Source organism: Allokutzneria sp. A3M-2-11 16, assembly GCF_024213555.1.
Lineage (GTDB): Bacteria > Actinomycetota > Actinomycetes > Mycobacteriales > Pseudonocardiaceae > Allokutzneria.
On record NZ_JANAVO010000001.1, the window covers coordinates 436,935 to 463,852 of the forward strand.

The following is a 26,918-nucleotide window of genomic DNA, read 5'->3' on the forward strand; positions in this document are numbered from 1 at the left end:
GCCCGGCTATCGCGAACACGGACCTGTGAAACACGTCCTAGGATGAACCGTGTCCTATGAGGTCGATCTGGTGGTCCCGGTGAAGTCGCTGCACCGGGCGAAGTCGCGGCTGCTCGGTGCGGCGGACGGTGGTGGCCGTGATCCCGGCGCCCACGCCGCCCTCGCGCTCGCGTTGGCGCTGGACACGCTGAGCGCCGCGGCCGAGGCACCGGGCGTACGCCGCGTGGTGGCCGTCACATCGGATGCCGGGGTCGCCGCGGCCGTGCGGGATATCGGCGTCGAGTCCATCCCGGATGTCCCGGATATCGGCCTCAACGAGGCGCTCCGGCACGGTGCGCGGGTGCTCCGCGAGGCCGATCCCCGTGCGCGGCTCGGGGCGCTCCAGGCCGATCTGCCCGCCCTCCGCGCAGCCGAGTTGGGCGCCGCCATCGCCGCGTCCGACGGCGGCCGCGCGCACTGCCCGGACCGCCAGGGCACCGGGACGACGCTGTTGCTGGCCGGTGTCGGCGGCGAGCTGGACCCGCGTTTCGGCCCCGGCTCCTCGGCCGCCCACACCGCCACGGGCGCCCGCCCGCTCCTCGGCGCGTGGCCCTCGCTCCGCTGCGACGTCGACACCGAGGAGGACCTGGCGATCGCGACCTCCTTGGGCCTCGGCCCCCGCACCTCCGACCGCCTCTTCGCACCCCGCCCCTGCCCGTAGTGGGTTCCCCTGCGCCGTCCACATCGGACGACCGCGAACATGATCTTCCTGGCGGGCCGCGCAACGGCTATCGTGCGAGTCGTGAGCGCTTCTGACCAGGCGGTCCCGCGCCAGGCGACGGTGCACTCGGTGCTACCGGACGGTTCGGTCACCGTGCTCGACGACAACGGCCTGCTGCACGACGCCACCGCCGAAGCGGTGCGCGCGGGTGGTTGGCGCGCCCCTCGCGCCGGGCAGCGAGTGGCTCTGCGGCACGAGAACGGCGCGATCGTCGCCGTCCTGCCGCCCGCACAGCCATGAGTTCATCTCGACGCTGTGACAGGTTCACCACTCCGAGTGCCTCGAACAGCGCTGTTGTGCCCGCGGTGCGGAACAATGGCACAACGTGAGCCCGGACAGCAGCGAGAGCAGACCAGTAGGCCGTTCCGCGGGTGGCGACCCGGCGCACCAGCGCTCCGTCCCGCCCCCGCCCGCGGCCACCAGGCTGGCCGTGCCGACCGACCTCCCCGACGACCGGTACTTCAACCGGGAGCTGGCGTGGCTGGACTTCAACGCCAGGGTGCTCGCCCTCGCCGAGGACCCGTCCGAACCCCTGCTGGAGCGGGCGAAGTTCCTGGCGATCTTCGCGTCCAACCTGGACGAGTTCTACATGGTGCGGGTCGCCGGGCTGAAGCGCCGGGACGAGACCGGCCTCTCGGTGCGCAGCGCGGACGGCCAGTCCCCGCGCGAGCAGCTGGCCCGGATCTCCACCCGCACCCAGGACCTGGTCGAGCAGAACGCGAGCGTCTTCCTCAACGAGCTGCGGCCGGAGCTGGAGAAGCACGACATCCGCATCGTCGGCTGGGACGACCTCGACGACGCCGACAAACTGCGCCTCGGCACCTACTTCACCGAGCACATCTTCCCGGTGCTGACCCCGCTCGCGGTCGACCCGGCGCACCCGTTCCCCTACATCTCCGGGCTCTCGCTGAACCTCGCGGTGACCGTCAAGGACCCCGAGGACCGCACGGAACGCTTCGCCCGCATCAAGGTCCCGGACAACGTGCACCGGCTGGTGCGGGTGGAGCTGGACAAGGACGCCGACACCGCGACGTTCCTGCCGCTGGAGGACCTCATCTCCGCGCACCTGGACAAGTTGTTCGCGGGCATGGAGATCAGCGAGCACCACGTGTTCCGGGTGACCCGCAACGCCGACCTCGAAGTGGAGGAGGACCAGGACGAGGACCTGTTGCAGGCGTTGGAGCGCGAGCTCTCCCGCCGTCGCTTCGGTCCCCCGGTCCGCCTGGAGGTCGAGGAGTCGATGAGCGAGCACATGATGGAGCTGCTGCTCCGCGAGCTCGACGTGGACCCGCACGACGTCGTCGAAGTACCGGGTCTGCTGGACCTCAACTGCCTGTGGCAGCTCTACGCGCTGCACCGGCCGCAGCTGAAGAACCCGGCGTTCGTGCCCGCGACGCACCCGGCCTTCGGCGAGGGCGAGACGCCGAAGAGCGTCTTCAAGACGCTGCGCGAGGGCGATGTGCTGGTGCACCACCCGTATCACGCGTTCTCCACCAGCGTGCAGCGCTTCATCGAGCAGGCCGCAGCCGACCCGCACGTGCTCGCGATCAAGCAGACGCTGTACCGGACGTCGGGTGACTCCCCCATCGTCGACGCGCTCATCGACGCTGCCGAGGCGGGCAAACAGGTCGTGGCGCTGGTCGAGCTGAAGGCGCGCTTCGACGAGCAGGCGAACATCAAGTGGGCGCGCGCGCTGGAACGCGCGGGCGTGCACGTGGTCTACGGGCTCGTCGGTCTCAAGACGCACTGCAAGACCGCGCTCGTGGTGCGCCAGGAGGGCTCCACGATCCGCCGCTACTGCCACATCGGCACCGGCAACTACAACCCGAAGACCGCGCGGCTGTACGAGGACCTGGGCCTGCTGACGGCGGAACCCTCGGTGGGCGCGGACCTCACGGACCTGTTCAACGTGCTGACCGGGTACGCCCGGCAGAGCACCTACCGGAGCCTTCTGGTGGCGCCGCAGGGGGTTCGGCGCGGCATCGTCGAGCGGATCGAGCGCGAGATCGGGCACGCCGCGGCCGGGCGCCCCGCGGGAATCCGGCTCAAGGCCAACGCCGTCGTGGACGAGCAGGTGATCGACGCGCTGTACCGCGCATCCCAGGCCGGGGTTCCGGTGGAGATCGTCGTGCGCGGTATCTGCTCTTTGAAACCAGGGGTTCCGGGTCTGTCCGAAACCATTCGCGTGCGCTCGATCCTCGGCCGGTTCCTGGAGCACTCCAGGGTCATCCACTTCGCGGGCTGCGACGAGTACTGGATAGGCAGCGCGGACATGATGCACCGCAACCTGGACCGCCGCGTCGAGGTGCTGGTGCGGGTCACCGATCCCAAGCTCACCAGGGACCTTTCGGCCATGTTCGACATCTCCATGGACGAGGGGACCCGCTGCTGGGTGCTCGGCCCCGGCGGTGGCTGGACGCCGTCCCCCGCGGAGGGGGAGAAGGTGCTGGACCTCCAGATGGAGATGCTGCGGCGCTACGGGGCGAAGGCGTGAACGACATCCACGCGGCGGGGGCCGTGCTCTGGCGGCGGGACCCTTCGGGCAAGCCCGAGGTCGCGGTGGTGCACCGTCCCCGCTACGACGACTGGACGCTGCCCAAGGGCAAGCAGGACCCTGGCGAGACCACCCCGGCCACGGCGGCCAGGGAAGTCCTTGAGGAGACCGGGTTCGCCCCGGTACTGGGCAGGAGCCTCGGCCGGGTCCGCTACCCAGTGACCACAGTGGACGGCCGAAGTGGACAGAAGGTCGTCGACTACTACTCCGCCAGGGTGTCGGGCGGGGAGTTCGTGCCCAACGACGAGGTCGACGCGCTGCGCTGGCTGGGCCCGGAACAGGCCGCCGCGCTGCTGAGCCGGGACACCGACCGCACCGTGCTGGACGCGTTCACCGCCCTTCCGCCGGACACCACGACCCTGCTCCTGGTGCGGCACGCCAAAGCCGGAAAGCGGGAGAAGTGGGAAGGCGACGACGACCTCCGGCCGCTCAGTAAGAACGGTGTGAAACAGGCCGCGGCACTTCGCGAGCTATTGCCGCTCTACGGTCCGGACCGCGTGTTCTCGGCGCCGCGGGCACGGTGCTCGCAAACCGTCGAAGGTGTCGCAGAAGACCTTGGTGTTGCGATCCGGGAAGAACCACTGCTGAGCGAGGAAGGCTATTGGCCGCACCCCTCCGAGGGGGTCGGCAGGCTGCTGGAGATCGCCGCGGAGGGTGGCACCCCGGTTGTCTGCAGCCAGGGCGGGGTGATCCCGCACGTGGTGGAGCACCTGGCCCGCTCCTGCGGGGTCGTCACGCCCGCGCTGGCCGCCCGCAAGGGCAGCCTGTGGGTGCTGTCCTTCACCACCGCGGGCGGCGGCGCTCCGGCGCTCGTCGCCGCCGACTACCTCGCCAGCCCCCTACCCAGAGAATTCGACTGATCTGTCCTGAGTGGACGCGCAGAAGCGGGGCCCGGTCCGTGACGGACCGGGCCCCGCTTCGTCAGCAGGCACCGCGCGAGGCGGTGAGCTGTCCTACTTCTTGGCGCGCGCCGGCTTCTTGGCGGCGGGCTTGGCCGCGGCCTTGGCCGTGGTCGCCTTCTTGGCGGCCGGCTTGGCAGCTGCCTTCGCGGTGGTCGCCTTCTTGGCGGCCGGCTTGGCGGCGGCCTTGGCCGTGGTCGCCTTCTTGGCTGCGGGCTTCGCTGCCGGCTTGGCGGCGGCCTTGGTCGTCGCCTTCTTGGCGGCGGCGGGCTTCGCGGCGGCCTTGGTGGCCGGCGCCTTGGCCGCGGTCGTCTTGGCACGCGTGGTGGTCTTCGCGGCCGCGGCGGTGGCGCGGGTACCGGCCTTCGCGATGGTCGCCTTCTTCACGGCGGCGACCTTCGGCAGCTTCTTCGTGCCGCTCACCACGTCCTTGAACGTGGTACCGGCGCGGAAGGCGGGGATGTTGGTCTTCTTCACCTTGACGGTCTCACCGGTGCGCGGGTTGCGCGCGGTGCGAGCGGCGCGGGCGCGCTTCTCGAAGACGCCGAAGCCGGTGATCGTGACCTTCTCGCCCTTGTTGACGGTGCGGACGATGACGTCCACGAGACCGTCCACAGCGGTGTTGGCGGTCTTCTTGTCACCAAGGCGCTCCGCGAGCGCCTCGATCAGCTGGGCCTTGTTCACTTTCAGTCCCTCCCAGGACAGTCACGGCCCAGTCGGGCCGACTACTTGGCCCAAGATAGGCCCAACAGAGCGCATTCTCCACACGCCACGCCCAAAAACCTTTACGGCACGCGAGAATTGCGCCCTTCCGAGCTACAACCCCTGGGGGGCCTGTCCTGGGAGGGAAAAACGGATTAGTGCTGCTCAATCCCCTTTGGCAGTAGCAGATCCGCCCGGTTTCAGGCCCCGGATGCGGGCTGTGTCACCGGAAGCCAGGCCGGACGATCACGTTCAAAAAAGTCGATCTCTTGGGCGTGTCGCAGGGTGAGGCCGATGTCGTCGAGGCCCTCCAGGAGCCTCCAACGGGTGTAGTCGTCGATGTCGAAGGGGGCCGTGAAGTCCTTCGCACGGACGGTCTTCGCCGTGAGGTCGACGGTGATCTCCGTCCCGGGCTCGGTTTCCAGCAGCTTCCACAGCTGCTCGACGTCCGACTGCTCGCAGCGGGCGGCCAGCAGCCCGGCCTTGCCCGCGTTACCGCGGAAGATGTCGGCGAACCGGGAGGAGATGACGACCCGGAAGCCGTAGTCGGCAAGTGCCCACACGGCGTGCTCCCTGGAGGATCCGGTGCCGAAGTCCGGCCCTGCCACCAGGACGCTGCCCGCGCGGAACACGTCGTCGTTGAGCACGAAGTGCTCGTCGGCCCGCCACGCGGCGAACAGGCCGTCGGCGAATCCCGTGCGGCTGACCCGCTTCAGGTAGACGGCCGGGATGATCTGGTCAGTGTCCACGTTGGACCGCCGCAGCGGGACGCCGACACCGGTGTGGGTGGAGAACGGTTCCATGGTTGTGAATCGCCCTTCTCAGTCCAGGTCCGCGGGGGAGGCGAGGGTGCCGCGCACGGCGGTGGCGGCGGCGACGAGCGGGGAGACCAGGTGCGTCCGGCCGCCCTTGCCCTGCCGCCCCTCGAAGTTCCGGTTGGAGGTCGACGCGCTGCGCTCACCGGGGGTGAGCTGATCCGGGTTCATGCCAAGGCACATCGAGCAGCCCGCCTGGCGCCACTCCGCGCCCGCGTCGAGGAAGACCTCGTGCAGCCCCTCCGACTCGGCCTGTGCGCGCACACGCATCGACCCGGGTACGACGAGCATGCGCACCCCGCCGGCGACCTTGCGCCCCTTGAGGACCTCGGCCGCGGCGCGCAGGTCCTCGATGCGGCCGTTGGTGCACGAGCCGAGGAAGACCGTGTCGACCGAGATCTGCCGCAGCGGCGTCCCCGGCGCCAGGCCCATGTACGACAGGGCCTTCTCGGCGGCCAGCCGCTCGCCCTCGTCGGCGATCTGCGCCGGGTCGGGGACCGAGGCGTGCAGCGGCAGGCCCTGTCCCGGGTTGGTGCCCCACGTGACGAACGGCGTCAGGTCGTCGGCGTCGATCCGGATCTCGTGGTCGAACTCCGCGCCCTCGTCGGTGGCCAGCGTGCGCCAGTACTCCACCGCGGTGTCCCAGTTCTCGCCCCGCGGCGCGTGCGGGCGGTCCTTCAGGTAGGCGAAGGTCGTCTCGTCCGGCGCGATCATCCCGGCCCGCGCGCCCGCCTCGATGGACATGTTGCAGACGGTCATCCGCGCTTCCATGGACAGCGCGCGGATCGCGCTTCCCCGGTACTCCAGGACGTAGCCCTGTCCGCCGCCGGTGCCGATCTGCGCGATGACGGCGAGGATCACGTCCTTCGCGGTGACGCCCGGCTTGAGTTCGCCGTCGACGGTGATGGCCATGGTCTTGAAGGGGCGCAACGGCAACGTCTGCGTCGCCATCACGTGTTCGACCTCAGAGGTGCCGATGCCGAACGCCAGCGCGCCGAACGCGCCGTGCGTCGAGGTGTGGCTGTCGCCGCACACCACGGTCATCCCGGGCTGGGTGAGGCCGAGCTGCGGACCGACGACGTGGACGATGCCCTGTTCCGCGTCCCCCATGGGATGCAGGCGCACGCCGAACTCGGCGCAGTTGCGCCGCAACGTGTCCACCTGGGTCCGGGACACGAGGTCGGCGATGGGCTTGTCGATGTCGACGGTGGGGACGTTGTGGTCCTCGGTGGCGATCGTGAGATCCGGGCGGCGGACGGGGCGCCCGGCCATCCGCAGGCCTTCGAAGGCCTGGGGGCTGGTCACCTCGTGCACCAGGTGCAGGTCGATGTAGAGCAGGTCGGGCTCGTCACCACTGCCCCGGCGCACGACGTGCGCCTCCCACACCTTCTCCGCGAGCGTGCGTGCCATCGCTTCTCTCCGTGGTGGTTTCTTGGCGAGCGGTCCCGGCGACCGCGCGGGAACCACTGCTGGACTTCCCGCAATATGGGAAGTTAGTATCGGCTTGTGGGACAGCATAGCGGCATCGGCGTCTTGGACAAGGCAGTGGCAGTGCTGCACGCGGTGGCGAAGGACCCGTGTGGCTTGGCGGAGCTGTGCAGCAGGACGGGTCTTCCCCGTGCGACGGCGCACCGTCTCGCTGTGGGACTTGAGGTTCACCGGCTGTTGCAGCGCGGGGCGGACGGCCGTTGGCGTCCGGGTGGCGCGCTCGCGGAGCTCGCGGGCGGGGCGACCGATCCCCTTGTGGACGCGGCGAGTTCGGTACTGCCCCGGCTGCGCGACATCACCGGCGAGAGCGTTCAGCTCTACCGCAGGGACGGCATCGCGCGGATCTGCGTGGCGAGCGCGGAACCGCCGAGCGGTCTGCGCGACACCGTTCCCGTCGGCGCGCGCCTGCCGATGACGGCGGGCTCCGGCGCGAAGGTTCTCCTCGCGTGGGCCGATCCGGCCACCCAGCGCGCCGTGCTGACCGACGCGGTTTTCGGCGAGCGCACGCTCCTGGACGTCCGCCGCCGCGGTTGGGCGCAGAGCGTCGCCGAGCGCGAGCCCGGCGTCTCCAGCGTTTCCGCTCCGGTCCGGGACGCCACCGGCGCGGTCGTCGCCGCCGTGTCCGTCTCGGGCCCGGTGGACCGCATAGGGCGCCGTCCGGGTGCCCGCTGGGCCGCCGACCTCCTGGCCGCCGCCGAGGCCCTCCAGTCCCGCATGTAGCCCCCGCCGCACCCACTCCCGCTCATCCCGGCCCGGCTTCCCGCTCCCAGCGGAAGCCGGGCTTCTTCACGCGCGGCCGCCGGTCTTCCCGTTCGCTTCACTCAGACTGGGACCACGCTGGACTTCCAGGGCGAGCAGGCCGGGCTTCCAGGGTGGCCGAGTCCAGGGACCGGTGGTCGCGTTGGGTGTCGGCTTGACCTGGGGCCCCTCGCGCGTGCCCTTGGGCCTCTCAGGGGCACGGGATGAAACCCCGGCCCTCGCGACGAGCGTATGGCACGCGCACCCCAGGTAAAGCCGACCTCGGCTCCCGTCCCAGCGGGGTTGCGCTTCTGGCGTTCTCGCCACTTATCGGGGCTCAGCGGGCACCTAGGACCCCGCTATGCGACCGCAGCGCGGAGCTTGACCCCCACATAACGAACCCGCATACGCCGTAACAGACCCACCCCAACAAACGACATACAAATTTACGCCTTTTCCCCACGCAACCTGAATGCGCCCATCAGCCCCAAAATGAACTACCCACAAGTACGCCCACAAAACCCAAGCAGCACAAAGAAAAGCTGGAAGCCAACACCACGAAGGCGCAGCCGAGTAACGCCCAACGGAACCACAGACCGGGGGTCCGGGGGCGAAGCCCGCCGGCGTGGGGGCGTGGGGGCCCGGCCCCCACAGGGCAATGCGAAAAAGCCCGTACTCACGCATTCCGTGAGTACGGGCTTCCCCGCTTTGTAGCCCCGACGGGATTTGAACCCGCGCTACCGCCTTGAGAGGGCGGCGTCCTAGGCCGCTAGACGACGGGGCCTTGAACTAGGGAGGTGTTTATCCTGCCCTGCTGGGGTACTAGGACTCGAACCTAGAACGGCAGAGCCAGAATCTGCTGTGTTGCCAATTACACCATACCCCACAGCATTCGAGGCGGTGTGCCGGGGACCTGGTTTCGGTCTCCGGCGCGCCGTCCCTCGTGCTGAAATGAATACTAGACCACGCCCCCACGATCCTCCAAATCGGCCCCCTTCACGCACATACCCGCAGGTCAGTGCGCCAGAAGGGGGCCGGGGAGTTGATCAGGGGATGATCACGTGGCGACGGGGGCCACGTCACAGACGAGGGCCTCGGGCAGCTCGTCCAGGCTGGTGATGGCGAGAACGCCAGGAGGCACCTGGGCGTGGGTGTCGCCGCGGTCCAGCCAGACGCCGTGCAGCCCGGCGTCGCGGGCACCGACGGCGTCCAGGTCGAGCCGGTCGCCGACGTGCATGACCTGCTCGGGGGACAGGCCGAGGGCCACCGTGGCGGTGTGGAAGATCGCCGGGTCCGGCTTGGCGACGCCCAGCTCACCGGCGATGATCACGTGGTCGAACACCTCGGCCAGCCCGAGGTCGGCGATCTTCATCCGCTGCAGCGGGCCGGAGGCGTTGGTGATGGCGGCGATGCGCAGGCCCGCGGCCCGCAGCCAGTCCAGGCAGGGCCAGACGTCCTCGTAGACCTCCCAGGCGGCCCGCATGGCCTCGACCCGCAGCTCCTCCCGCCCCGCCAGCTCGGAGTCGGCCAGCTCGACGCCCAGCTCGGCGAAGAAGGCCCTGGTCCGCTCACGCCGCATGGTTTCGTAGTCGACCTCGCCGGTGAGATAACGCGCCAACTGCATTTCGGTAACGCGTTCCCATAACGGCCACGCGTCGTCGTGACCGACCAGCGCGGCGAGCCCGCGCCGTGAGGAAGTCACATAGTCGACCAGCGTGTCGTCGATGTCGAAGCACACAGCACGGATTTGTCCGACCTTCTCGGAGGAGGCGATAGGAGCTAAGGCGGATGTCACCCGGTGAGATTACGCGCTTACCAACCGATTCTGACTCGGCTAAGGAGGTGATTGTTATGTTCGCTGGCTCGGTCAAGAGCCAGCGGAGCACAACGGTTAGTGCTTAACCTGCCCTGGGCACGCGCAGTAACCGGGAAACCGTACGACCGGTGACCACAACCCGCGTCACGCGAAAGCCTTGCGCCCCTTCAATTCGAGCCCATCGGCAAGCGTCTCCCCCACCGCGCTTTCCCGCGATCTCGGCGCGCCGGACCCCTGGGGTACCCAGATGTGGCTCCTCCTCACGTGCGACCGACCTTGACTCCACCCTCGGCCGGGTGCACCCTGAACTTATTCAACCGTTGTTGAAATTAGGGGTGATCACGGTGACCGAGCACACGACCTGCGTCATCGCCGGCGGCGGTCCCGCCGGCATGGTTCTGGGACTCCTGCTGGCCAGGGCGGGCGTCGAGGTCACGGTGCTGGAGAAGCACGCGGACTTCCTGCGCGACTTCCGCGGCGACACCGTCCACCCGTCGACCCTGACGCTGCTGGACGAGCTCGGCCTCGGCGAGCGGTTCGAACAGGTGCCGCACCGCAAGGTCGACCGGATGCAGGTGATGCTCGACTCGGGCATCGCCCCGTTCGGCGATATGAGCCGGATTCCCGGCAAGCACAAGCACATCGCGTTCGTGCCGCAGTGGGACTTCCTCGACCTGATCGCCGACGCGGGCAAGGAGGAGCCCACGTTCACGCTCCGCATGAGCACCGCGGTGACCCGGCTCATCAAGCGGGACAGCAAGGTCGTGGGCGTCGAGTACCGCGCGGCGGACGGGCGGACGGGGCAGCTGCACGCGGATCTCGTCGTGGCGTGCGACGGCCGGCACTCGACCGCGCGCACCGGAGCGGGGCTGAAGAGCCGGTCGTTCGGTGTGCCGATGGACGTGTGGTGGTTCCGGCTGCCGCGCGAGGCGGACGACCCGACGGGCGGGCTCGGGAGGTTCACCAGGGGTGAGGTCGCGGTGCTGATCGACCGCGGCGAGTACTTCCAGAGCGCCTACCTGATCAGGAAGGGCTCGGACGCGAAGGTGCGCGCCGAGGGCATCGAGGCGTTCCGCCGCCGCGTCGTGCGGCTGATCCCGTGGCTGGGGGACCGGATCGACACGGTGGAGTCGCTGGACGACGTGAAGCTGCTCGACGTCAAGCTGGAGCGGCTGACCCGGTGGCACACCGACGGTCTGCTCTGCATCGGCGACGCGGCGCACGCGATGTCACCGGTCGGCGGCGTCGGCATCAACCTCGCCGTGCAGGACGCGGTCGCGGCGGCGCGCATCCTCGCGGAACCGCTGCGCCGGGGAACGCTGCGGGCCAAGGACCTCGCCAGGGTGCAGCGGCGGCGGTGGCTGCCGACCGCGATCACGCAGGGCATGCAGCGGGTGATCCACAAGCAGATCCTCGGCAAGACGCTGGCCGCCGAGAACCAGGCAGCGCCGCTGCGGGCGACCAGGCCGCCGTTGCCGCTGCGCCTGGTCCGGCGGTTCCCCTGGCTCCAGGCGATCCCGGCGACGCTGGTCGGCATCGGTGTTCTTCCCGAGCACGCGCCGGACTTCGCCCGCCGCCGCTGATCGACGGCCGGCAGCCCGGCACCCGAGGACGGTCGCCGTGCTCGAACGCACGGCGGCCAACCTCACCGCTTCTTCTTCGCCACCACCGGGTTCGTGAGGGTGCCGATCCCGTCGACGGTGACCGAGACCGTCTGCCCGTGGTCCATCCGCCCGACGCCCGCCGGGGTGCCGGTGAGGATCACGTCGCCGGGCAGCAGCGTCATGATGTGCGAGACCCACTCCACGAGCGCGGGCACGTCGTGGATCATCTGCGAGGTCCGGCCGTCCTGCCGCACCTCGCCGTCGAGCTCGGTGCGCAGCCGGGTGTCCGCCACGTCCAGCTTGGTCTCGATCCACGGCCCGAGCGGGCAGAACGTGTCGTGGCCCTTGGCCCGGCCGAACTGACCGTCCTGCTTCTGGTGGTCGCGCGCGGTCACGTCGTTGGCGATCGTGTAGCCGAGGATCGCGCTGAACGCGTGCTCGGCCAGCACGTCCTTGCAGGGGCGGCCGATCACCACGGCCAGCTCGCCCTCGAAGTCGACGTGGTCGGAGCTGGCGGGCAGCCGGATCTCCGCGTTCGGGCCGACAACGGAGGTGGACGGCTTGAGGAAGATCATCGGATCGGCCGGGGCCTCGTTGCCCATCTCCTTGGCGTGGTCGGCGTAGTTGCGGCCGACGCAGATCACCTTGGAGGGCAGGATCGGCGCGAGCAGCCGGGTGTCCGCCAGCGGCCAGCGACGGCCGGTGAACTGCACCGGGCCGAAGGGATGCTCGGCGATCTCGGCGGCGACGAGCGCGTCGGCGGGGCCTTCGACGGCCACGAACGCGACGCCTTCTGGATGAGCGATACGGGCAAGGCGCACGGTTCCCAGCGTAACCGAGCCGGGTTAGCGTTCCCGGTGTGCGCCTCCCCGAGCTGGTGATCTTCGACTGCGACGGCACGCTGGTCGACTCCGAACGGATCGCGAACGAGGTCTTCGCCGGCCTGATCACGGCGGAGGGGCTGCCGACCAGCTTCGCCGAGTGTGTCGAGCGTTACATGGGGCGCTCGGCCAGTTCCTGTCTCGTCGAGATCGAACGGGAGCTCGGCCGTCCACTTCGGACAGACCTGCTGCGCCTGCGCGCCGCCGGGGTGGACGAGCGGCTGGCCGAGGAGCTGACCGCGATCCCCGGCATCCGCGAGACGCTGGACGTGCTCGCCGCGGCGGGGACGGCGGTGTGCGTCGCTTCGAGCAGCACGCCGACCGAGATCGAGTTCCGCCTGCGGCGCACCGGGCTCGCGGAGTTCTTCGGCGGCGCGGTCTTCAGCGCCACCATGGTGCCCAACGGAAACCCGCCCCGGACGTCTTCCTGCACGCGGCGAAGGAGATGGGCCGCGCGCCACAGGACTGCGTCGTGGTCGAGGACAGCGTCTCCGGGGTGCTCGCGGGGAAGGGCGCCGGGATGCGGGTGATCGGCTTCGCCGACCTGATGGCCCCGGGCGCGTTGCGCGCGGCCGGGGCCGACCACGTGGTCGAGCACGCCGACGAGCTGGCGTCGGCGTTCGGTTACCAGGCCAACGCGCGCTGAGTCATCGCCTTGTGCACCAAGGCATCGCACAGCGCCAGCCAGCTCGCCTCGACGATGTTGCCGTGCACGCCGACCGTGGTCCACTCGCGCTTGCCGTCCCTGGACTCCACGAGAACCCTCGTGACGGCGTCGGTTCCGTGCTGGTCGGTGAGGATGCGGACCTTGTAGTCGACCAGTTCGACGTCGGCCAGCCACGGCAGGTGCGGGCTGAGCGCCTTGCGCAGCGCGGCGTCCAGCGCGTGCACCGGGCCGTTGCCCTCGGCCGTCGCGATCACCCGCTCACCGGCGACGTGCACCTTGACCGTGGCCTCCGACACCACGTCGTCGTCACCGCGGTGGTCGAGCACCACGCGGTAGGACTCCAACCGGAACGGCGGGTCCGGCAACGGCTCCGCACCGTCCACATCGGACGCTTCGCGGCGCAGCAGTAGCTCCAACGAGGCGTCGGCCGCCTCGAAGGACCAACCGCGCGCCTCCAGTTCCTTCACCCTGCGCACCGCGCTGTTGACCGTCTCCGGCCGGCCGGTCAGGTCCAGCCCGAACTCCCTCGCCTTGAGTTCGAGGCTGGCCCGACCGGCCATCTCGGTGACCAGCACCCGCTGCCCGTTGCCGACGGTGACCGGATCGATGTGGTTGTACAGCTCCGGATCCACCTTGATCGCGCTCGCGTGCAGACCCGCCTTGTGAGCGAATGCTGACGTCCCGACATAGGCCTGGTGGGTGTCGGGTGCGAGGTTCGCGATCTCCGCGAGGGCGTGCGAGACCCGGGTGAGCTCCGACAGCGCGTTGGTGGGTAGCACCGGCATGTCGAGCTTGGTCACCAGGTTCCCGACGACGGCGAACAGGTCGGCGTTGCCGGTCCGTTCCCCGTAGCCGTTGGCGGTGCACTGCACGTGGGTCGCCCCCGCCTGGACCGCGGCGACGGTGTTGGCCACCGCGCACGCCGTGTCGTCCTGGCAGTGGATGCCCACGCGGAAACCCGTGCGGGACACCACGTCCTGCACGGTCTCGGCCAGCTGGAGGGGCAGCTGGCCGCCGTTGGTGTCGCAGAGCACGACCACGTCGGCTCCGGCTTCGACCCCGGCGGAGAGCACGCGCAGCGCGCACTCCGGGTCGTAGGCGTAGCCGTCGAAGAAGTGTTCCGCGTCGAGGAAGACGCGCCGCCCCTGGCCGACGAGGAACGCGACGGTCTCCCCCACCATCGCGACGGCTTCGGACATCCCCGTGCGCAGGGCCCGCTCGATGTGCCTGCGATCGGACTTGGCGACCAAGGTGATCACCGGCGCCTGCGAGTCGACCAGCGCGCGCACCTGCGGGTCCTCGTCCGGCCGCAGCCCCGGGCGGCGGGTGGACCCGAACGCGACGAGCGCGGCGTGCCGCAGGTTCAGCTCGCCAGCCGCGGCCCGCGCGAAGAACTCGGTGTCCTTGGGCATCGCGCCCGGCCAGCCGCCCTCGATGAACCCGACCCCGACCGAGTCCAGCAGCCGCGCGACGGCGAGCTTGTCCGTCACGGAGTACGAGATGCCCTCGCGCTGCGCGCCGTCGCGCAGTGTCGTGTCGTAGACGTGGAAATCGTCGCCGAGCGGGGTTTCAGCCGGGGTCGTGCGGCTCACGGGGATGCCTCGTTCCTGCGTACAAGGGGCCTGACAAAACAAAAAGACCCCCCGCAGGATGCGAGAGGTCGGCGCGCCGGGAGCTGGAGCTCGTTACCCGGCGCGCTTGGCAATAATCACGAGGTGCTGCGAAAGCATGCGACGGATCGTGCCACACCCTCGCCGCACATACCAACACACGGACGAGTGTTCCCACATCCTGGACCACCGAGGTAGGGGCGTCTTCAAGCACCCCCAACCCCCTCCCCCACGGTCTCAAACGACAGCGAACCCCCGGCCAACCCGGGCTGGATCAGGGACCGGCGCGCCACGCGGTGGCCAGGCGGCGGATTCCCTCGGTGACGGCACCCGGCCCGGCCGCGTAGCCGATGCGGAGGAACTCGCGGAGCCCTTCCGACGCGGAGTACGCCGGGCCGGGGACGACCAGGACGCCGTGGCGGCGGGCGCGGGCGGCGAGGGCGACGGTGTCCGACTTCGGCACCCGCACCCAGAGCGCGGCGCCGCCGAGCGGACGCGCCCACTCCCACTCCGGCAGCAGCTTGTGCATCGCGGCCTCGGCCGCGGCCAGGCCCGTGGAGAGCTGGTCCTTGCGCTGTTCGCGCGCGGAGGCGGTGTGCGCGAGCAGCTTGAGGGCGAGCAACTGGCCGGGAACGGAACTGCCGAGATCCGCCGCGTTCTTGACCCGGGAGAGCCTGCCGACGAGGTCGCTCGGACCGTGGATCCAGCCGACCCGCAGGCCACCCCAGAACAGCTTGGACAGCGAGCCGACGTTGAACACCGTCGCGGGCACCCCGTGCTCGGCGGCGACCGCGGCCAGCGGCGGCGGGGGCGGCCAGACCAGCGATGTGTCCACTGTGGACTCATCGTCGATCACCGGAACCCCCGCGGCGGCGGCGGCGCGGACCACGCGGAGCCGGTCGGCGACGTTCAGCGTCGCGCCGGTCGGGTTGTGCGCGGTGGGCAACAGGTAGACCAGCTTGGGCCGCCGGGCGATCAGCCGCTCCAGCACGTCGACGTCGACACCACCGGGGCCGCGCCTGCCGGTGCGCACCGGAACGGTGATCACCTTGGCCCCGCGCGAGCGGAAGGTCTCCAGGGCGCCGCGGTAGGTCGGCTCCTCCAGCACGATCTCGTCGCCCGGCTGCACCAGTCCCTGCGCGATCAGCTCGACAGCCTGCTGCGAACCGCTGGTGACGATCAGATCGCTGCTGTGCGCCGGAACACCGCGCCGCTCAAGGCGTTCGGCGAGCTCCTCGCGCAGCGTCGGCAGCCCCGCGGCGTAGTAGCCGTGGTGGCCGAGCAGATCGCGGTAGTCCTCGGCGCTGACCTTCGTCGCGATCTCGGCGACCATCTGGAGGCCCGGCAGCGCACCGGTGGACAGGTCGATGCTCTCCGGCGGGTCGGCGAGGTCGGCTCCGGTCAGGGGCGCGGGGACCGAACCCTGCCGTCCCATCCCGAGCGGACCGCGCGAACGCGGCTCCGGCACCGGGTAGTCCACGCCGGGCCTGCGCACCCAGGTGCCGCTGCCCCGGCGACTGGCCAGCCAGCCCGCGGCGCGCAACGCCTCGTACGCGGCGACGACCGTCGAACGGCTGACGGCGAGCGCGCCCGCCACCGTCCGCTCGGCGGGCAACCGCGTACCCGCAGGCAGCTCGCCGGTGTCGATGAGCTGGTGCAACGCATCGGCAAGGCGCTTGTGCAGCGGCCCGTCACCGTCGGTCCAGCCGACCAGCAGGTGCACGAGCCGGGGCGCACCGATCGCTTCACTACGCACACGATCGGTCACTCGCAGTCCACCTCCGCGGAATTGGCCTGGTTGTCCGGCGTCCGTTCGGAGCACTCTCTGCTCTCATAACGCGCGAGCCGCTCCTCAGGGCGCGAGGCGTCCGGATACCGCACTGGTTCAGGGTTTCCGGACGTTACCCGCATCGCCCGATCCCAGAAAGGCAGGTCGGTGGCGTGGCAACCGTCGTGCTCGTCGGCACCCTCGACACCAAGAGCGAGGAGTACGCCTGGCTGGCCGAACGGATCCGGGCGGGCGGCTGCGCCACCGTGCTGGTCGACGCCGGAGTGCTGGAGTCCCCCGCGACGCCTCCCGACGTGACCGCCGCCGGGGTCGCGGAGGCCGCGGGGGCCGATCTCGGCGACCTGCGCGCCGCCGGGGACCGGGGCGCGGCGATGGCGGCCATGGCGCGCGGCGCCGCGGTCATCACCGCGCGGCTGCACGCCGAGGGCAGGCTGCACGGGGTGATCGGCGTCGGCGGTTCCGGGGGGTCCGCCGTCGCCTCGGCCGCCATGCGGGATCTTCCCGTCGGCGTGCCGAAACTGCTGGTGTCCACGATGGCCTCCGGCGACACGTCGCCGTATGTCGGCGCCGTGGACGTCACGATGATGTACAGCGTTGTGGACATCGCCGGGATCAACCGGATCTCCGAGCTCGTCCTGGGCAACGCCGCGGCTGCGGTGTCGAGTATGGCGAATGCCTACCAGCTTGCCAGGCAACGAACCAGCACTTCGGGCAGGCCCCTCGTCGGCGCCAGCATGTTCGGCGTCACCACCGCCGCGGTGGACGAGGCGCGCCGGGTGCTCGACGAGCTCGGCTACGAGGTCCTCGTCTTCCACGCCACCGGTTCCGGTGGCCGGTCGCTGGAGGCGCTGGCCGCGAGCGGCCTGCTCAGCGGGGTGCTCGACCTGACGACGACGGAGCTGGCGGACGACCTGGTCGGCGGCGTGCTCAGCGCGGGGCCGGACCGGCTGGAGGCGGCGGGGCGCTCCCGGCTGCCGCAGGTGGTCAGCGTCGGCGCGCTCGACATGGTCAACTTCGGCCCCGCCGAGACCGTTCCCGAGCGCTTCGCCGACCGGAACCTCTACGTGCACAACGCCACCGTGACGCTGATGCGCACCACCGCCGGGGAATCCGCGGAGCTGGGCGGGCGCATCGCCGCGAAGCTCACCGGGGCGGCCGGGCCGACCGCGCTCTTCCTTCCGCTGCGCGGGGTTTCGGCCATCGACGCGGAGGGCATGCCGTTCCACGACCCCGAAGCCGATGCCGAGCTGTTCGCCGCCCTGCGCGCGGGTGTCTCCGGGTCCCCGGTCGAGCTCATCGAGCGGGACGAGCACATCAACGACGCCGCGTTCGCCGGGGCCATGGCGCACCGGCTGCACGAGTTGATCCAGTCAAGGGGACGGAACAGATGAACCGCACGCAGGCACTCGCCCGCCTCAGATCCACAGTGGACAGTGGATCGCCGATCATCGGCGCGGGTGCGGGAACGGGACTCTCGGCCAAGTGCGCCGAGGCGGGCGGCGTCGACCTGATCATCATCTACAACTCCGGCCGGTACCGGATGGGCGGGCGCGGCTCGCTCGCCGGGCTGATGCCCTACGGCGACGCCAACGCGATCGTGCTGGAGATGGCTGGCGAGGTGCTGCCGGTGGTGCGCGAGACCCCGGTGCTGGCGGGTGTCTGCGGCACCGACCCGTTCCGGCTGATGCCGCAGTTCCTCGACCGGCTCGCCGACACCGGCTTCGCCGGGGTGCAGAACTTCCCCACCGTCGGGCTGATCGACGGCGTCTTCCGGGCCAACCTGGAGGAGACCGGGATGAGCTTCGCGATGGAGGTCGAGATGATCGGCCTCGCCGCCGAGCGGGGCCTGCTCACCGCGCCCTACGTCTTCGACGCCGCGCAGGCGCGGGCGATGGCCGGGGCGGGCGCCGACGTACTGGTGCCGCACATGGGGCTGACCACCAAGGGCAGCATCGGCGCGCGCACCGCGCTGACCCTGGACGAGAGCGTGCGGCGGGTCCAGGAGATGCGCGACGCCGCGGTCGAGGTGAACCCGGAGGTCCTGGTGCTCTGCCACGGCGGGCCGATCGCCGAGCCCGAGGACGCGCAGTACGTGCTCGACCGCACCACCGGCGTCGTCGGGTTCTTCGGCGCCTCGTCGATGGAGCGCCTGCCGACCGAAACCGCGATCACCGAACAGGTGCGGGACTTCAAGAGCCTCGCGCGGAAGGGATGACGGTGTACCGATTGACCGTCCTCTATGGACATCCCAAGGACCCGAAGGCGTTCGACGAGTACTACGAGACAGTGCACCTGCCCCTGGCCAGGAAGATGGAGGGCTTCACCGGCTGGACCATCGGCAGGTGCGAGCCGCTGGTCGCCGGGGACGTGCCGCCGTACTACATGGTCGTCGGCCTCTACGCGGAGACCCGCGAGCGGCTGGAGGAGATCCTGGCGACGCCCGCGGGCCAGGCCGCCGTCGCCGACGTGCCCAACTTCGCCACCGGCGGAGCCTGGTTCACCTACCACGAGGAGAAGGCCGAGGTACCGCTCACCCTCGGCTGACTCCTCCGTCCGCATCGGCTGCCCCCAACCTGACGCCGGTGCACCACGAAAAAGAGAACGGCCCCCGTTGCCCGCGGGGGCCGTTCTCGTTGCGCTGCCCGAGGGTCCGATCAGTGCGGTGCTCAAGGGCCGCGGCCGTTGTCGGTGCTCGTTGCTACGGTCCCGCCGACCACGTCCGCCGCCCTGCCAGGAGCCACCGAATGTCTTTGTCAACTCGTACGAATCTGTTCGACGCACTGTTCGCGGAAGGAGAGCTCGGAGACGCCGACGAGAGCGGTGCGCGGCTGTCCGTGCGCGTGCAGGAGGCCGGGAAGCTGAACGTGCCCAGCGGCAGGTTGATCGCCTGCGACCCCAACGTGGTCTCACCGAGCTGGCCGATGCCGCCGTTCACGGTGTCCTTCCCGCCTGGCCACTACCCGGTCCTCGTGTCCCTGGTGCACCGAGGCGCGCAGGCGCAGGGCCACCCCACCGTGGCCGCGGTCAAGGTGCGGCTGAGTGAGCAGCCGGTGCAGCGGTGGGAGCTGGCGCTCACCCCGGACCAGGACCCCGCCGAGCTGGCCGACGACGAGTTCTTCGGCTACGGCGTGGACGCCGGAACGGGTTGTTTCGCCGACGCCGAGGCCATCGCGGCGATGGAGCGACTCGTCGACGACGGTGAGGGGCCCCTGTGCGAGGGCCTGGCCGAGGCCGAGGGAGCGGTGAACGTGACCGACGCCGAGTCGGGACTGAACGTGGTCGCGTTCCAGGCCGGCTACGGGGACGGTTCCTACCCCACGTGGCTCGGCCGGGCCACGGACGGCAGCCCGGCCGCGTTCGTCACGGACTTCTTCGTGGTGCCGCACTCCACCAAGTAGTTCCGACCGAGTAGTTCCCGACCGAGCAGTTCCCGATCGCGGCCACCGAGCGGTGCCCAGTGGAGCACCCCACAACGACGAAGGCGAGTGCTCGGCCGAGCACTCGCCTTCAGATCGCCGAACTCGTCAGGTGTTGCTGGTGACTCCGGTGCGGCTGATCACGTTGGAGGACACCAGCGCGGCGAGGCGGTCACCGATCGCGTAGGTGGCTCCCGGAGCGGAGTGGTCCCTGGTGGCCAGGTCGAAGGCGACCGCGGCCTCGATGCGCCGGGCCGACTCGGACTCGCCGAGGTGGTCCAGCATCAGCGCGACGGAGAGCACCGCGGCGGTCGGGTCGGCGACGCCCTGGCCCGCGATGTCCGGGGCGCTGCCGTGCACCGGCTCGAACATGCTCGGGTTGCGGCGGGTGATGTCCATGTTGCCGCTGGCCGCCAGGCCGATGCCGCCGGTCACCGCCGCCGCCAGGTCGGTGATGATGTCGCCGAACAGGTTGTCGGTGACGATCACGTCGTAGCGGCCCGGGTCGGTGACCATGTGGATCGTGGTCGCGTCCACGTGCTGGTAGGACACGGAGACGTCCGGGTACTGCAGCGACACCTCCTCGACCACGCGCGACCACAGCGAACCCGCGTGCGTGAGGACGTTGGTCTTGTGCACCAGGGTGAGGTGCTTGCGCGGCCGCGCCGACGCCCTGGCGAAGGCGTCCCGGACCACGCGCTCCACGCCGAAGGAGGTGTTGATGCTGACCTCGGTGGCGATCTCGTGCGGGGTGTCCTTGCGCAGCAGGCCGCCGTTGCCCGCGTACGGGCCCTCCGTGCCCTCCCGCACCACGACCATGTCGATCTCGGGCGAGTCGGCCAGCGGGCAGCGCACGCCCGGGTAGAGCCGCGCCGGGCGCAGGTTCACGTGGTGGTCGAGCTCGAAGCGCAGCCGCAACAGCAGGCCGCGTTCGAGGATGCCGCTGGGCACCGAGGGGTCGCCGACCGCGCCGAGCAGGATCGCGTCGTGCTGGCGCAGTTCACCGAGCACCGATTCCGGCAGCAACTCACCGGTGGAGTGCCAGCGAGCCGCGCCCAGGTCGAATCGGGTGATCTCGGCGGTCGGGACGACCTCACCGAGCACCTTCAGCGCCTCGGCGATCACCTCGGGGCCGATCCCGTCACCTGGGATCACCGCGAGCCGCATGCACACACCTCCTGCGAGTGCGGCCCCGTCGAATCGGGGCCTGTCATGGCGCGAAGGCTACCGGCACGAGAGGTGTTAATTGCATATTCGACGCGCAACTCAAGTCATCTCTCCCGTACTGCGGGACACCCGATCGGGTATCTCCGGTCGTGGGACCCACGACGGAGGGGACCATCAGCACTGCGTCATTAGGCAAATGCCAGCCCCTCGGGGTCCCGCTGTCCACAACGCGGTGGTGCCCGGAGTGCGAACGCACCCCGGGCACCACGATCACGCTCTTTACCCGATCAGGTCAGGTCACCGCCGCTGCGGGCCGCTGGGCCGCCCGATCGGGGCACCCCCGCCGAGTTTCACGTCCTTCACTCCGACCACCTGCGCCCGCTTGCCGGTCGCGTTGTGGTGGTGCAGCAGGAGCAGACCCTCGGACTTGTCGGCCGCCTGCGCCGCCGCGTCCCGGTTGACCACCAGGGCGGTGCCCGGCTGCGCGAGGTGGCTCAGCGCGGGCTCGCCCGCACCCTGCACCCACAGGCCCGGGTTCAGCGGGTCGAAGGTCAGCGGGGTGGCGATCTGGTCGATGGTGCCGGTGGTGTCACCCGGCGCCCGGTAGTAGCCGGCGACGCCGACCTTGTAGGACAGCTTGGCCGCTGGGGCCTCGCCGTTGACGCCCAGCGCCTTCAGCGAGACCGGCAGCACGACCACGTTGCTGTCGAAGGCGTTGGTGTCCACCTCGCCGAACTGGCCGTTGATCGGCTGCAGGTCGACGCTGGTGAACCCGCCGGTCGGCAGCGGCTTGCGCAGGTCGACGGTGTTGGCCACCCACACGTCCGAGCCGGTGAGCTTCGTGGCGAAGGTCTCGAACTCCGGCCTGCCGTCGTTGTTGGTGTCGATGTCGACGAACGGCTGGGTGTTGCTGCCGAGGTTGGCCCAGTTGCCCCAGCTGACCAGGCCGAACGCGAGCATGCCGTCCTGCGGCTTGCCCTGCATCTTCGCCAGCGGAGCGGTCGAGCCGACGCCGACGTAGCGCAGGTCGCCCGCCTTGGCCGTCTCGTTGATCGTGCAGTTCTTCGTCACCGAGCCGCCGCAGTCGGGCAGCTGGTCGGAACGGGCCTGCATCTCCAGGACGCTGACCAGCGAGCGGTACGCCTGCGCGCCGGTGCCCTGGTTCACGCCCTTGCCGCTCAGGTTCAGCACACCCTGCTCCTGGCCGGGCTGGAACAGCAGCGTGTCCTTGGCGACGATGTCCGCGGCCGGCTTCGGCGCGGCGTAGACCGACAGGCGCAGCGGGACCACGGCGCCGTTGGTCGGGGTCAGCGTGATCCGGCCGGAGGCGTCGGCGAGGAACTGCCGGGCGACACCGAGCTGGGTGGTGGCCACCGTGGCGTCCACCGTCTTGCGCAGCGCGGCCGGGTCGGTGATCTTCAGCGTGACCTTGAAGTTGGCCAACCCGCGCGGGCCGACCTTGACCGTCGGCGCGGACAGCTCGTAGCTGACGCCCGGGATAGAGGTCGCGGCCTGGTAACCGGTGCGGTACTCGACCGCCTTGACGCCCTTGTTGACCACCTTGATGTTCTTGGTCAGCGAGACCGGGCCGGAGACCTCGACGGTGCCGAAGGACGCGCTGACCGCGCCCGGGTCGTCGGTGACCATGGCCAACACCTGGTTGTCCAGCGCGGCCTTGGCGTCGATGCGGCCGGTGCCGACCCGGTTCGGCGCGTAGATGGTGCCGTTGGGGCCGGTGCGGACGTCCACGCCCGCGGTGTTCATGACGGCCGCCTTGACCTCTTCCGGCGTCCAGTCCGGGTGCGCCTGGCGGACCAGGGCGGTGACACCGGAGGTGTGCGGAGCGGCCATCGAGGTACCGCTGATCACCAGCGGCTGGTTGCCCGAGCCGGACAGCGCCGAGGAGATGGTGTCACCGGGCGCGGCGATATCGGGCTTGACGATCTTGCTGTGCACGCTGCGCGAGGTGAAGGTGCTGGGCGTGTCGTTGATCGCCGGAGAGGTGGTGCGCACCGAGGACCGCAGGTGGCCGCCGAGCTTGACCTCCAGGGTGCCCGCGGTCAGCGCCGGGCGCAGCGCCTTGGTGTTGGAGCCGGTGAACTGGAACATCGGCACGGTCGCGTTGCCCGCGATGCCCGCGGCGAAGTCCTCCAGGTTCGAGGAGAGCACCACGCCGAGCGCGCCCGCGGCACCGGCCTGGTTGGCCCTGGCCGCCGAACCGCACTTGCGGGTGGCGTCGTTGTCGTCCCACTCCAGCCAGGCGAACTTGCCCGCGACCGCGGCCTTGTCGGCGGCGGAGTAGGCGAGGCAGCCGTCCTTGTTGTCGGCGGCGGAGAGCGCCACGACCGGCTTGGTCAGGTCGAGCGTGTCGTACTTCGCGTAGTCCTGGCTGTACTGGCCCGCCTTGACGCCCGCGAGGGTGTTCGGCGCGGCCACCTCGGCACCGTCGCGCAGCACGAAGGAGTCGCGGGTGCTCGCGACGGTCAGCGCCTCCGGGGTGTTGCCCGGGGAGCCGCCGACGTCGTAGAGGTCGCCGCCGTTGCCCGCGGAGATCACCGGGAGCACGCCGTTGGCGACGAGCTTGCGGACGAACAGGCTGTCCGGGTCGTCGGCACCGCCGAAGTTGCTGCCCAGCGACATGTTGACCACGTCGAGGCGGTCGGTGAAGTCACCGTCGCCGTCCGGGTCCAGCGCCCAGTCCATGGCCTGCGAGGTGACGTCGGTCGAACCCTCGCAGCCGAAGACCTTGATCGAGTACAGCAGCGACCTGGGCGCGGTGCCCGGGCCGACGCGCATCTCGTTGAGCTGCTTGGCGGTCAGCTTGTTGTGGTCGCCCTTGAAGGCGGTGCCGTCGGCGTTGACGCCGAGGCCGCCCGTGGTGCCCGCGACGTGGGTGCCGTGGGTGCCGCAGGAGATCGGGTTGGGGTCCGGCACCGGGGTGCGCGAGCCGGTCTCGCCGTTGGCGTCGTACTTGTCACCGACGAGGTCGATGCCGCCGACGACCTTCGGGGTCGGGAAGACCGCCGGGTTGGCCTTGTCGCGGTCGATCGCCGCGTAGGCCTCTTTGGTGCCGGGGCCGCCGAAGGTGGCGTGGGTGTAGTCGACGCCGTCGTCGATGATGCCGACGCGGACGCCGTCACCCAGGACGCCGTTGGACTTCCAGGTCTGCAGCGCGCGGGTCAGCTGCACGGCGTTGGAGTTGCCGCGCGACTTCGGGACGACCGTGCGCACCGAGCGCACGTCCTTCCGCGAGGCCAGCTCGGTGATCTTGGCCGCGTCCGCCTGGACCACCACGCCCGGAACGGCGTTGGTCGTGCGGTACAGCTCGCGGGTGCCGCCGTCGCGGGAGCGCAGCTGGCCGACGACCGAGTCGGCCGCCTTCTTGGTGTCGTCCTTGGCGCGCTGCGCCGCGGCCTTCGCCTGCTGCTTGCCCGCGCCCTTGCGCTCGGTCTCGGTGAAGGCGTCCACGGCGGGCGCCTTGGCCAGCTCGATGAACGCGGTCACCTTGCCGCTGGCCGCCGCGAGACGCGGTTCGACCTTCTGCTGCAACGACTTCGCGGACAGGCCCTTCGCGGCGGGAACGCCCTGTGCGAGCGGTTCCTGCGGGGCCTGGGCGGTGGCCGTGCCTGCGGTGACACCGACCGCCAGGACAGCGGCAAGCACCGCTGCTGCGGACCGCGTCGCCGTGAGGCGGACCCGGGATGAACTCACTGTTGCCCTCACTGGAGGTCATCTCCGACCCTGCCGGTGCGCGCCCGCCTGCACGGACGGCTCGACCCCGCGTCGCGGGGGAATCCCGGCGTGGCACCGTGCCCTCAACGGCGCCTGGTCTGACCTCGGCACGGAACTTAACTCGGAAGAATGTCGCCGATGTTACTCCATTCGAGTGACGGACCGACGAACGTTTTCACTTAAGTCACGGATTACGGGACTCGGTAACACTTCGGTGCGCAATAGCGACACGACTTGGCTCACCCGTTGGTGAAAACCGCGCTGACCAGCGATGTCGTTGACGACTCAACCAGAAACGCGAAGGGCGGCTCCCCCGTGGGGAAGCCGCCCTCGTGGATCGCGAGCTACTCGAAGGACAGCGAGCGCACCATCTTCGCGCCGACCGTGGCGCCGATCGGCTCCAGCACGTTGCCGTCGACCGGGCGGTCCACCCGCAGCAGCATGGTGGCGTCCGCGCCGTCGGTGGTCTGGCTGATCTGCGCGGCCTCGACGTTCACGCCCGCCTCGCCGAGCAGGGTGCCCACGGTGCCCATCACGCCGGGCCGGTCCGGGTACTCCAGCAGCAGCACGTTGCCCTCGGCGCGCAGGTCGAAGTTCCTGCCGTTGATCTCCACCAGCTTCTCGACCTGCTTCGGGCCGGTGAGCGTGCCGGAGACGCTGAGCCGGGTGCCGTCGGCCTGCACGGCGACCAGCGTGACCAGGCTGCGGTGGTTGGCGCTCTCGGACTCGGTGGTCAGCTCCACCGCCACATCGCGCGCCTCGGCGATCGAGGAGGCGTTGACGAAGGTGACCTGCTCCTCGACCACACCCGCGAACAGCCCGCGCAGCGCGGCCAGCTGGAGGATCTTGACGTCCTCATTGGACAGTTCGCCGCGGATCTGCACGTCCAGCGTGGCCGGGGTGCGCGAGCTGATCGCGGAGAGGACGGAGCCGAGCTTCTGGGTGAGCGGCAGGTAGGGCCGCACCTCCTCGCCGACGATGCCGCCGCCGCGCACGTTCACCGCGTCCGGCACGAAGTCCCCGCGCAGCGCCAGGACCACCGAGCGGGCCACGTCGGTGCCCGCGCGGTCCTGCGCCTCGGAGGTGGACGCGCCCAGGTGCGGGGTGACCACGACGTTGGGCAGGTCGAACAGCGGACTGGAGGTGGTCGGCTCGGTGGCGAAGACGTCCACGCCCGCACCGCCGATCTGGCCGGTGCGCGCGGCGTCGGCCAGCGCGTCCTCGTCGATCAGGCCACCGCGGGCGGCGTTGACGATCAGCACGCCCTTCTTGGTCTTGGCCAGCTCGTCGGCGCCGATCAGGCCCTTGGTCTCCGGGGTCTTCGGCAGGTGGATGGAGATCGCGTCGGCCTGCGCGAGCAGGGTCTCCAGGCTGACCAGCTCGATGCCCAGCTGGCCCGCGCGGGCCGGGGACACGTAGGGGTCGTAGGCGATCAGCTTGGTGCCGAACGCGGCGATCCGGCTGGCGAAGAGCTGGCCGATCTTGCCGAGGCCGATGACGCCGACCGTCTTGCCGTTGAGCTCGACCCCGCCCAGCGCGCTGCGCTTCCACTTGCCGTCCTTGAGGCTCGCGTCGGCCTCGGGGATGCGGCGGGCCACGGCCAGCAGCAGCGCGACCGCGTGCTCGGCGGCGGAGACGATGTTGGAGGTGGGCGCGTTCACCACCATCACACCGCGCGTGGTCGCGGCGTCCACGTCGACGTTGTCCAGGCCGACCCCGGCGCGCGCGACGACCTTGAGCTTGGCGCTCGCGGCGAGGGCCTCGGCGTCGACCTGGGTGGCGGAGCGCACGAGCAGCGCGTCGGCCTCGGCGAGCGCGGCGAACAGGGCGGGGCGGTCGGTGCCGTCGACGTGACGGACCTCGACCTCGTCACCGAAGACATCCAGCACGGACGGCGCCAGCTTCTCGGCGATCAGGACGACCGGGCGAGGTGACTTGCTCACAGGTGCTCTCCAGGAGATGGGTGCGGCCTTGGGCGGCCATGACGTCGAGCAGCGGGCCACCGCGTTGTAACCCGGAGAATCCGCAGTGTATCTGCGGGGTTACCACGTCGTTTCACGTGTCGGACAACGAACGCAGTGATCCCCAACGCACCACGCACCGTGCCCGAACGATCGCCGGGCTCCCCGCCGTTTGTGCCCTGAACGAGTCGTTCAGGGACTTCAACGCCCTCAACGGGTCGTTCAGGGAACCCAACGCCCCAAACGAGTCATTGGGGGGCTCCAACGTGCTGAATGAGTCATTGGGGTGGGTGGGGCGCGGGGCCGGGGCGAGGTGGGG

General features: G+C 70.4%; 21 protein-coding genes, 2 tRNA genes and 1 pseudogene. 12 read left to right on the top strand and 12 right to left on the bottom strand.

Annotated features, from left to right (window positions below; genetic code table 11):
- Positions 1 to 49: 49 nt before the first annotated feature.
- The 4 genes from cofC (at position 50) to NLX83_RS02255 (ending at position 4,174) form a co-directional block, all read left to right on the top strand.
- Positions 50 to 700: a 2-phospho-L-lactate guanylyltransferase gene (cofC, locus tag NLX83_RS02240; protein WP_254233182.1), complete on the top strand. Its 651-nt coding sequence runs from the start codon at positions 50 to 52 to the stop codon at positions 698 to 700.
- A gap of 81 nt (positions 701 to 781) precedes the next feature.
- Positions 782 to 1,000 (top strand): hypothetical protein, encoded by a 219-nt coding sequence (locus NLX83_RS02245; protein ID WP_254233183.1) that lies wholly within the window; start codon positions 782 to 784, stop codon positions 998 to 1,000.
- An 85-nt stretch (positions 1,001 to 1,085) separates the two neighbouring features.
- Entirely contained in the window at positions 1,086 to 3,254 is a 2,169-nt protein-coding gene (locus NLX83_RS02250) for an RNA degradosome polyphosphate kinase (protein WP_254233184.1), read from the top strand.
- 5 nt (positions 3,255 to 3,259) lie between these two features.
- Entirely contained in the window at positions 3,260 to 4,174 is a 915-nt protein-coding gene (locus tag NLX83_RS02255) for an NUDIX hydrolase (protein ID WP_254236051.1), read from the top strand.
- Positions 4,175 to 4,267: 93 nt separating this feature from the next.
- Here the strand turns inward: NLX83_RS02255 and NLX83_RS02260 are convergent, their stop codons facing one another.
- The 3 genes from NLX83_RS02260 to leuC all read right to left on the bottom strand — a co-directional run bounded on the left by NLX83_RS02260 (position 4,268) and on the right by leuC (position 7,140).
- On the bottom strand, positions 4,268 to 4,897 hold the full coding sequence (locus NLX83_RS02260; RefSeq protein WP_254233185.1) for an HU family DNA-binding protein: 630 nt from the start codon (positions 4,895 to 4,897) through the stop codon (positions 4,268 to 4,270).
- Between the two features lie 218 nt (positions 4,898 to 5,115).
- On the bottom strand, positions 5,116 to 5,718 hold the full coding sequence (gene leuD / locus NLX83_RS02265) for a 3-isopropylmalate dehydratase small subunit (RefSeq protein WP_254233186.1): 603 nt from the start codon (positions 5,716 to 5,718) through the stop codon (positions 5,116 to 5,118).
- Positions 5,719 to 5,736: 18 nt separating this feature from the next.
- The gene (gene leuC, locus NLX83_RS02270; RefSeq protein ID WP_254233187.1) at positions 5,737 to 7,140 is read right to left on the bottom strand and encodes a 3-isopropylmalate dehydratase large subunit; all 1,404 of its coding nucleotides are present in this window, start codon (positions 7,138 to 7,140) and stop codon (positions 5,737 to 5,739) included.
- Between the two features lie 96 nt (positions 7,141 to 7,236).
- On the opposite strand from leuC, the gene NLX83_RS02275 reads away from it, so the two are divergent.
- The gene (locus NLX83_RS02275) at positions 7,237 to 7,938 is read left to right on the top strand and encodes an IclR family transcriptional regulator (RefSeq protein WP_168200852.1); all 702 of its coding nucleotides are present in this window, start codon (positions 7,237 to 7,239) and stop codon (positions 7,936 to 7,938) included.
- Between the two features lie 729 nt (positions 7,939 to 8,667).
- Here NLX83_RS02275 and NLX83_RS02280 read toward each other — a convergent pair.
- From NLX83_RS02280 to NLX83_RS02290, 3 genes are all read right to left on the bottom strand, one after another.
- A tRNA-Glu gene (locus tag NLX83_RS02280) sits at positions 8,668 to 8,740 on the bottom strand.
- Positions 8,741 to 8,770: 30 nt separating this feature from the next.
- Positions 8,771 to 8,842, bottom strand: a tRNA-Gln gene (locus NLX83_RS02285).
- Between the two features lie 171 nt (positions 8,843 to 9,013).
- Positions 9,014 to 9,751, bottom strand: coding sequence for an HAD family hydrolase (locus NLX83_RS02290; protein ID WP_254233188.1), 738 nt, complete (start codon positions 9,749 to 9,751; stop codon positions 9,014 to 9,016).
- Positions 9,752 to 10,116: 365 nt separating this feature from the next.
- Between NLX83_RS02290 and NLX83_RS02295 the strand changes: the two genes are divergently transcribed.
- A complete protein-coding gene (locus NLX83_RS02295; RefSeq protein ID WP_308209262.1) occupies positions 10,117 to 11,355 on the top strand; it encodes an FAD-dependent oxidoreductase in 1,239 nt (412 codons plus the stop codon).
- A gap of 62 nt (positions 11,356 to 11,417) precedes the next feature.
- On the opposite strand, the gene NLX83_RS02300 is transcribed toward NLX83_RS02295, so the two are convergent.
- Positions 11,418 to 12,197, bottom strand: coding sequence for a fumarylacetoacetate hydrolase family protein (locus tag NLX83_RS02300; protein WP_254233190.1), 780 nt, complete (start codon positions 12,195 to 12,197; stop codon positions 11,418 to 11,420).
- A 56-nt stretch (positions 12,198 to 12,253) separates the two neighbouring features.
- Here NLX83_RS02300 and NLX83_RS02305 point away from each other — a divergent pair.
- Both NLX83_RS02305 and NLX83_RS02310 read left to right on the top strand, forming a co-directional pair.
- A pseudogene (locus tag NLX83_RS02305) lies at positions 12,254 to 12,735 on the top strand (HAD family hydrolase); the annotation flags it as partial.
- Between the two features lie 18 nt (positions 12,736 to 12,753).
- Positions 12,754 to 12,903 (top strand): hypothetical protein, encoded by a 150-nt coding sequence (locus tag NLX83_RS02310; RefSeq protein WP_374118768.1) that lies wholly within the window; start codon positions 12,754 to 12,756, stop codon positions 12,901 to 12,903.
- Here the strand turns inward: NLX83_RS02310 and cimA are convergent.
- Positions 12,882 to 14,516, bottom strand: a complete 1,635-nt coding sequence (cimA, locus tag NLX83_RS02315; protein ID WP_254233193.1) for a citramalate synthase — start codon at positions 14,514 to 14,516, stop codon at positions 12,882 to 12,884. The two genes, NLX83_RS02310 and cimA, sit on opposite strands and share 22 nt — an antisense overlap.
- Positions 14,517 to 14,808: 292 nt before the next feature.
- Positions 14,809 to 16,302 (bottom strand): MocR-like transcription factor YczR, encoded by a 1,494-nt coding sequence (gene yczR / locus NLX83_RS02320; protein WP_254233194.1) that lies wholly within the window; start codon positions 16,300 to 16,302, stop codon positions 14,809 to 14,811.
- Between the two features lie 173 nt (positions 16,303 to 16,475).
- Here yczR and NLX83_RS02325 point away from each other — a divergent pair, with 173 nt between their 5' ends.
- The 4 genes from NLX83_RS02325 to NLX83_RS02340 all read left to right on the top strand — a co-directional run bounded on the left by NLX83_RS02325 (position 16,476) and on the right by NLX83_RS02340 (position 19,721).
- Positions 16,476 to 17,714 (top strand): Tm-1-like ATP-binding domain-containing protein, encoded by a 1,239-nt coding sequence (locus tag NLX83_RS02325; RefSeq protein WP_254233195.1) that lies wholly within the window; start codon positions 16,476 to 16,478, stop codon positions 17,712 to 17,714.
- Entirely contained in the window at positions 17,711 to 18,538 is an 828-nt protein-coding gene (locus NLX83_RS02330) for a phosphoenolpyruvate hydrolase family protein (protein ID WP_254233196.1), read from the top strand. Before NLX83_RS02325 ends, NLX83_RS02330 begins: the two co-directional genes overlap by 4 nt.
- A 2-nt stretch (positions 18,539 to 18,540) precedes the next feature.
- A complete protein-coding gene (locus NLX83_RS02335) occupies positions 18,541 to 18,867 on the top strand; it encodes an EthD family reductase (protein ID WP_254233197.1) in 327 nt (108 codons plus the stop codon).
- Between the two features lie 200 nt (positions 18,868 to 19,067).
- Positions 19,068 to 19,721: a DUF4241 domain-containing protein gene (locus NLX83_RS02340; protein ID WP_254233198.1), complete on the top strand. Its 654-nt coding sequence runs from the start codon at positions 19,068 to 19,070 to the stop codon at positions 19,719 to 19,721.
- Between the two features lie 126 nt (positions 19,722 to 19,847).
- On the opposite strand, the gene NLX83_RS02345 is transcribed toward NLX83_RS02340, so the two are convergent.
- The 3 genes from NLX83_RS02345 to serA all read right to left on the bottom strand — a co-directional run bounded on the left by NLX83_RS02345 (position 19,848) and on the right by serA (position 26,581).
- Positions 19,848 to 20,906 carry a 3-isopropylmalate dehydrogenase gene (locus NLX83_RS02345; protein WP_254233199.1) on the bottom strand — a complete coding sequence of 353 codons (1,059 nt, stop codon included), beginning with the start codon at positions 20,904 to 20,906 and terminating at the stop codon, positions 19,848 to 19,850.
- Between the two features lie 297 nt (positions 20,907 to 21,203).
- Positions 21,204 to 24,617, bottom strand: a complete 3,414-nt coding sequence (locus NLX83_RS02350; RefSeq protein ID WP_254233200.1) for a S8 family peptidase — start codon at positions 24,615 to 24,617, stop codon at positions 21,204 to 21,206.
- A gap of 365 nt (positions 24,618 to 24,982) precedes the next feature.
- The gene (gene serA, locus NLX83_RS02355) at positions 24,983 to 26,581 is read right to left on the bottom strand and encodes a phosphoglycerate dehydrogenase (protein ID WP_254233201.1); all 1,599 of its coding nucleotides are present in this window, start codon (positions 26,579 to 26,581) and stop codon (positions 24,983 to 24,985) included.
- Positions 26,582 to 26,918 lie beyond the last annotated feature (337 nt).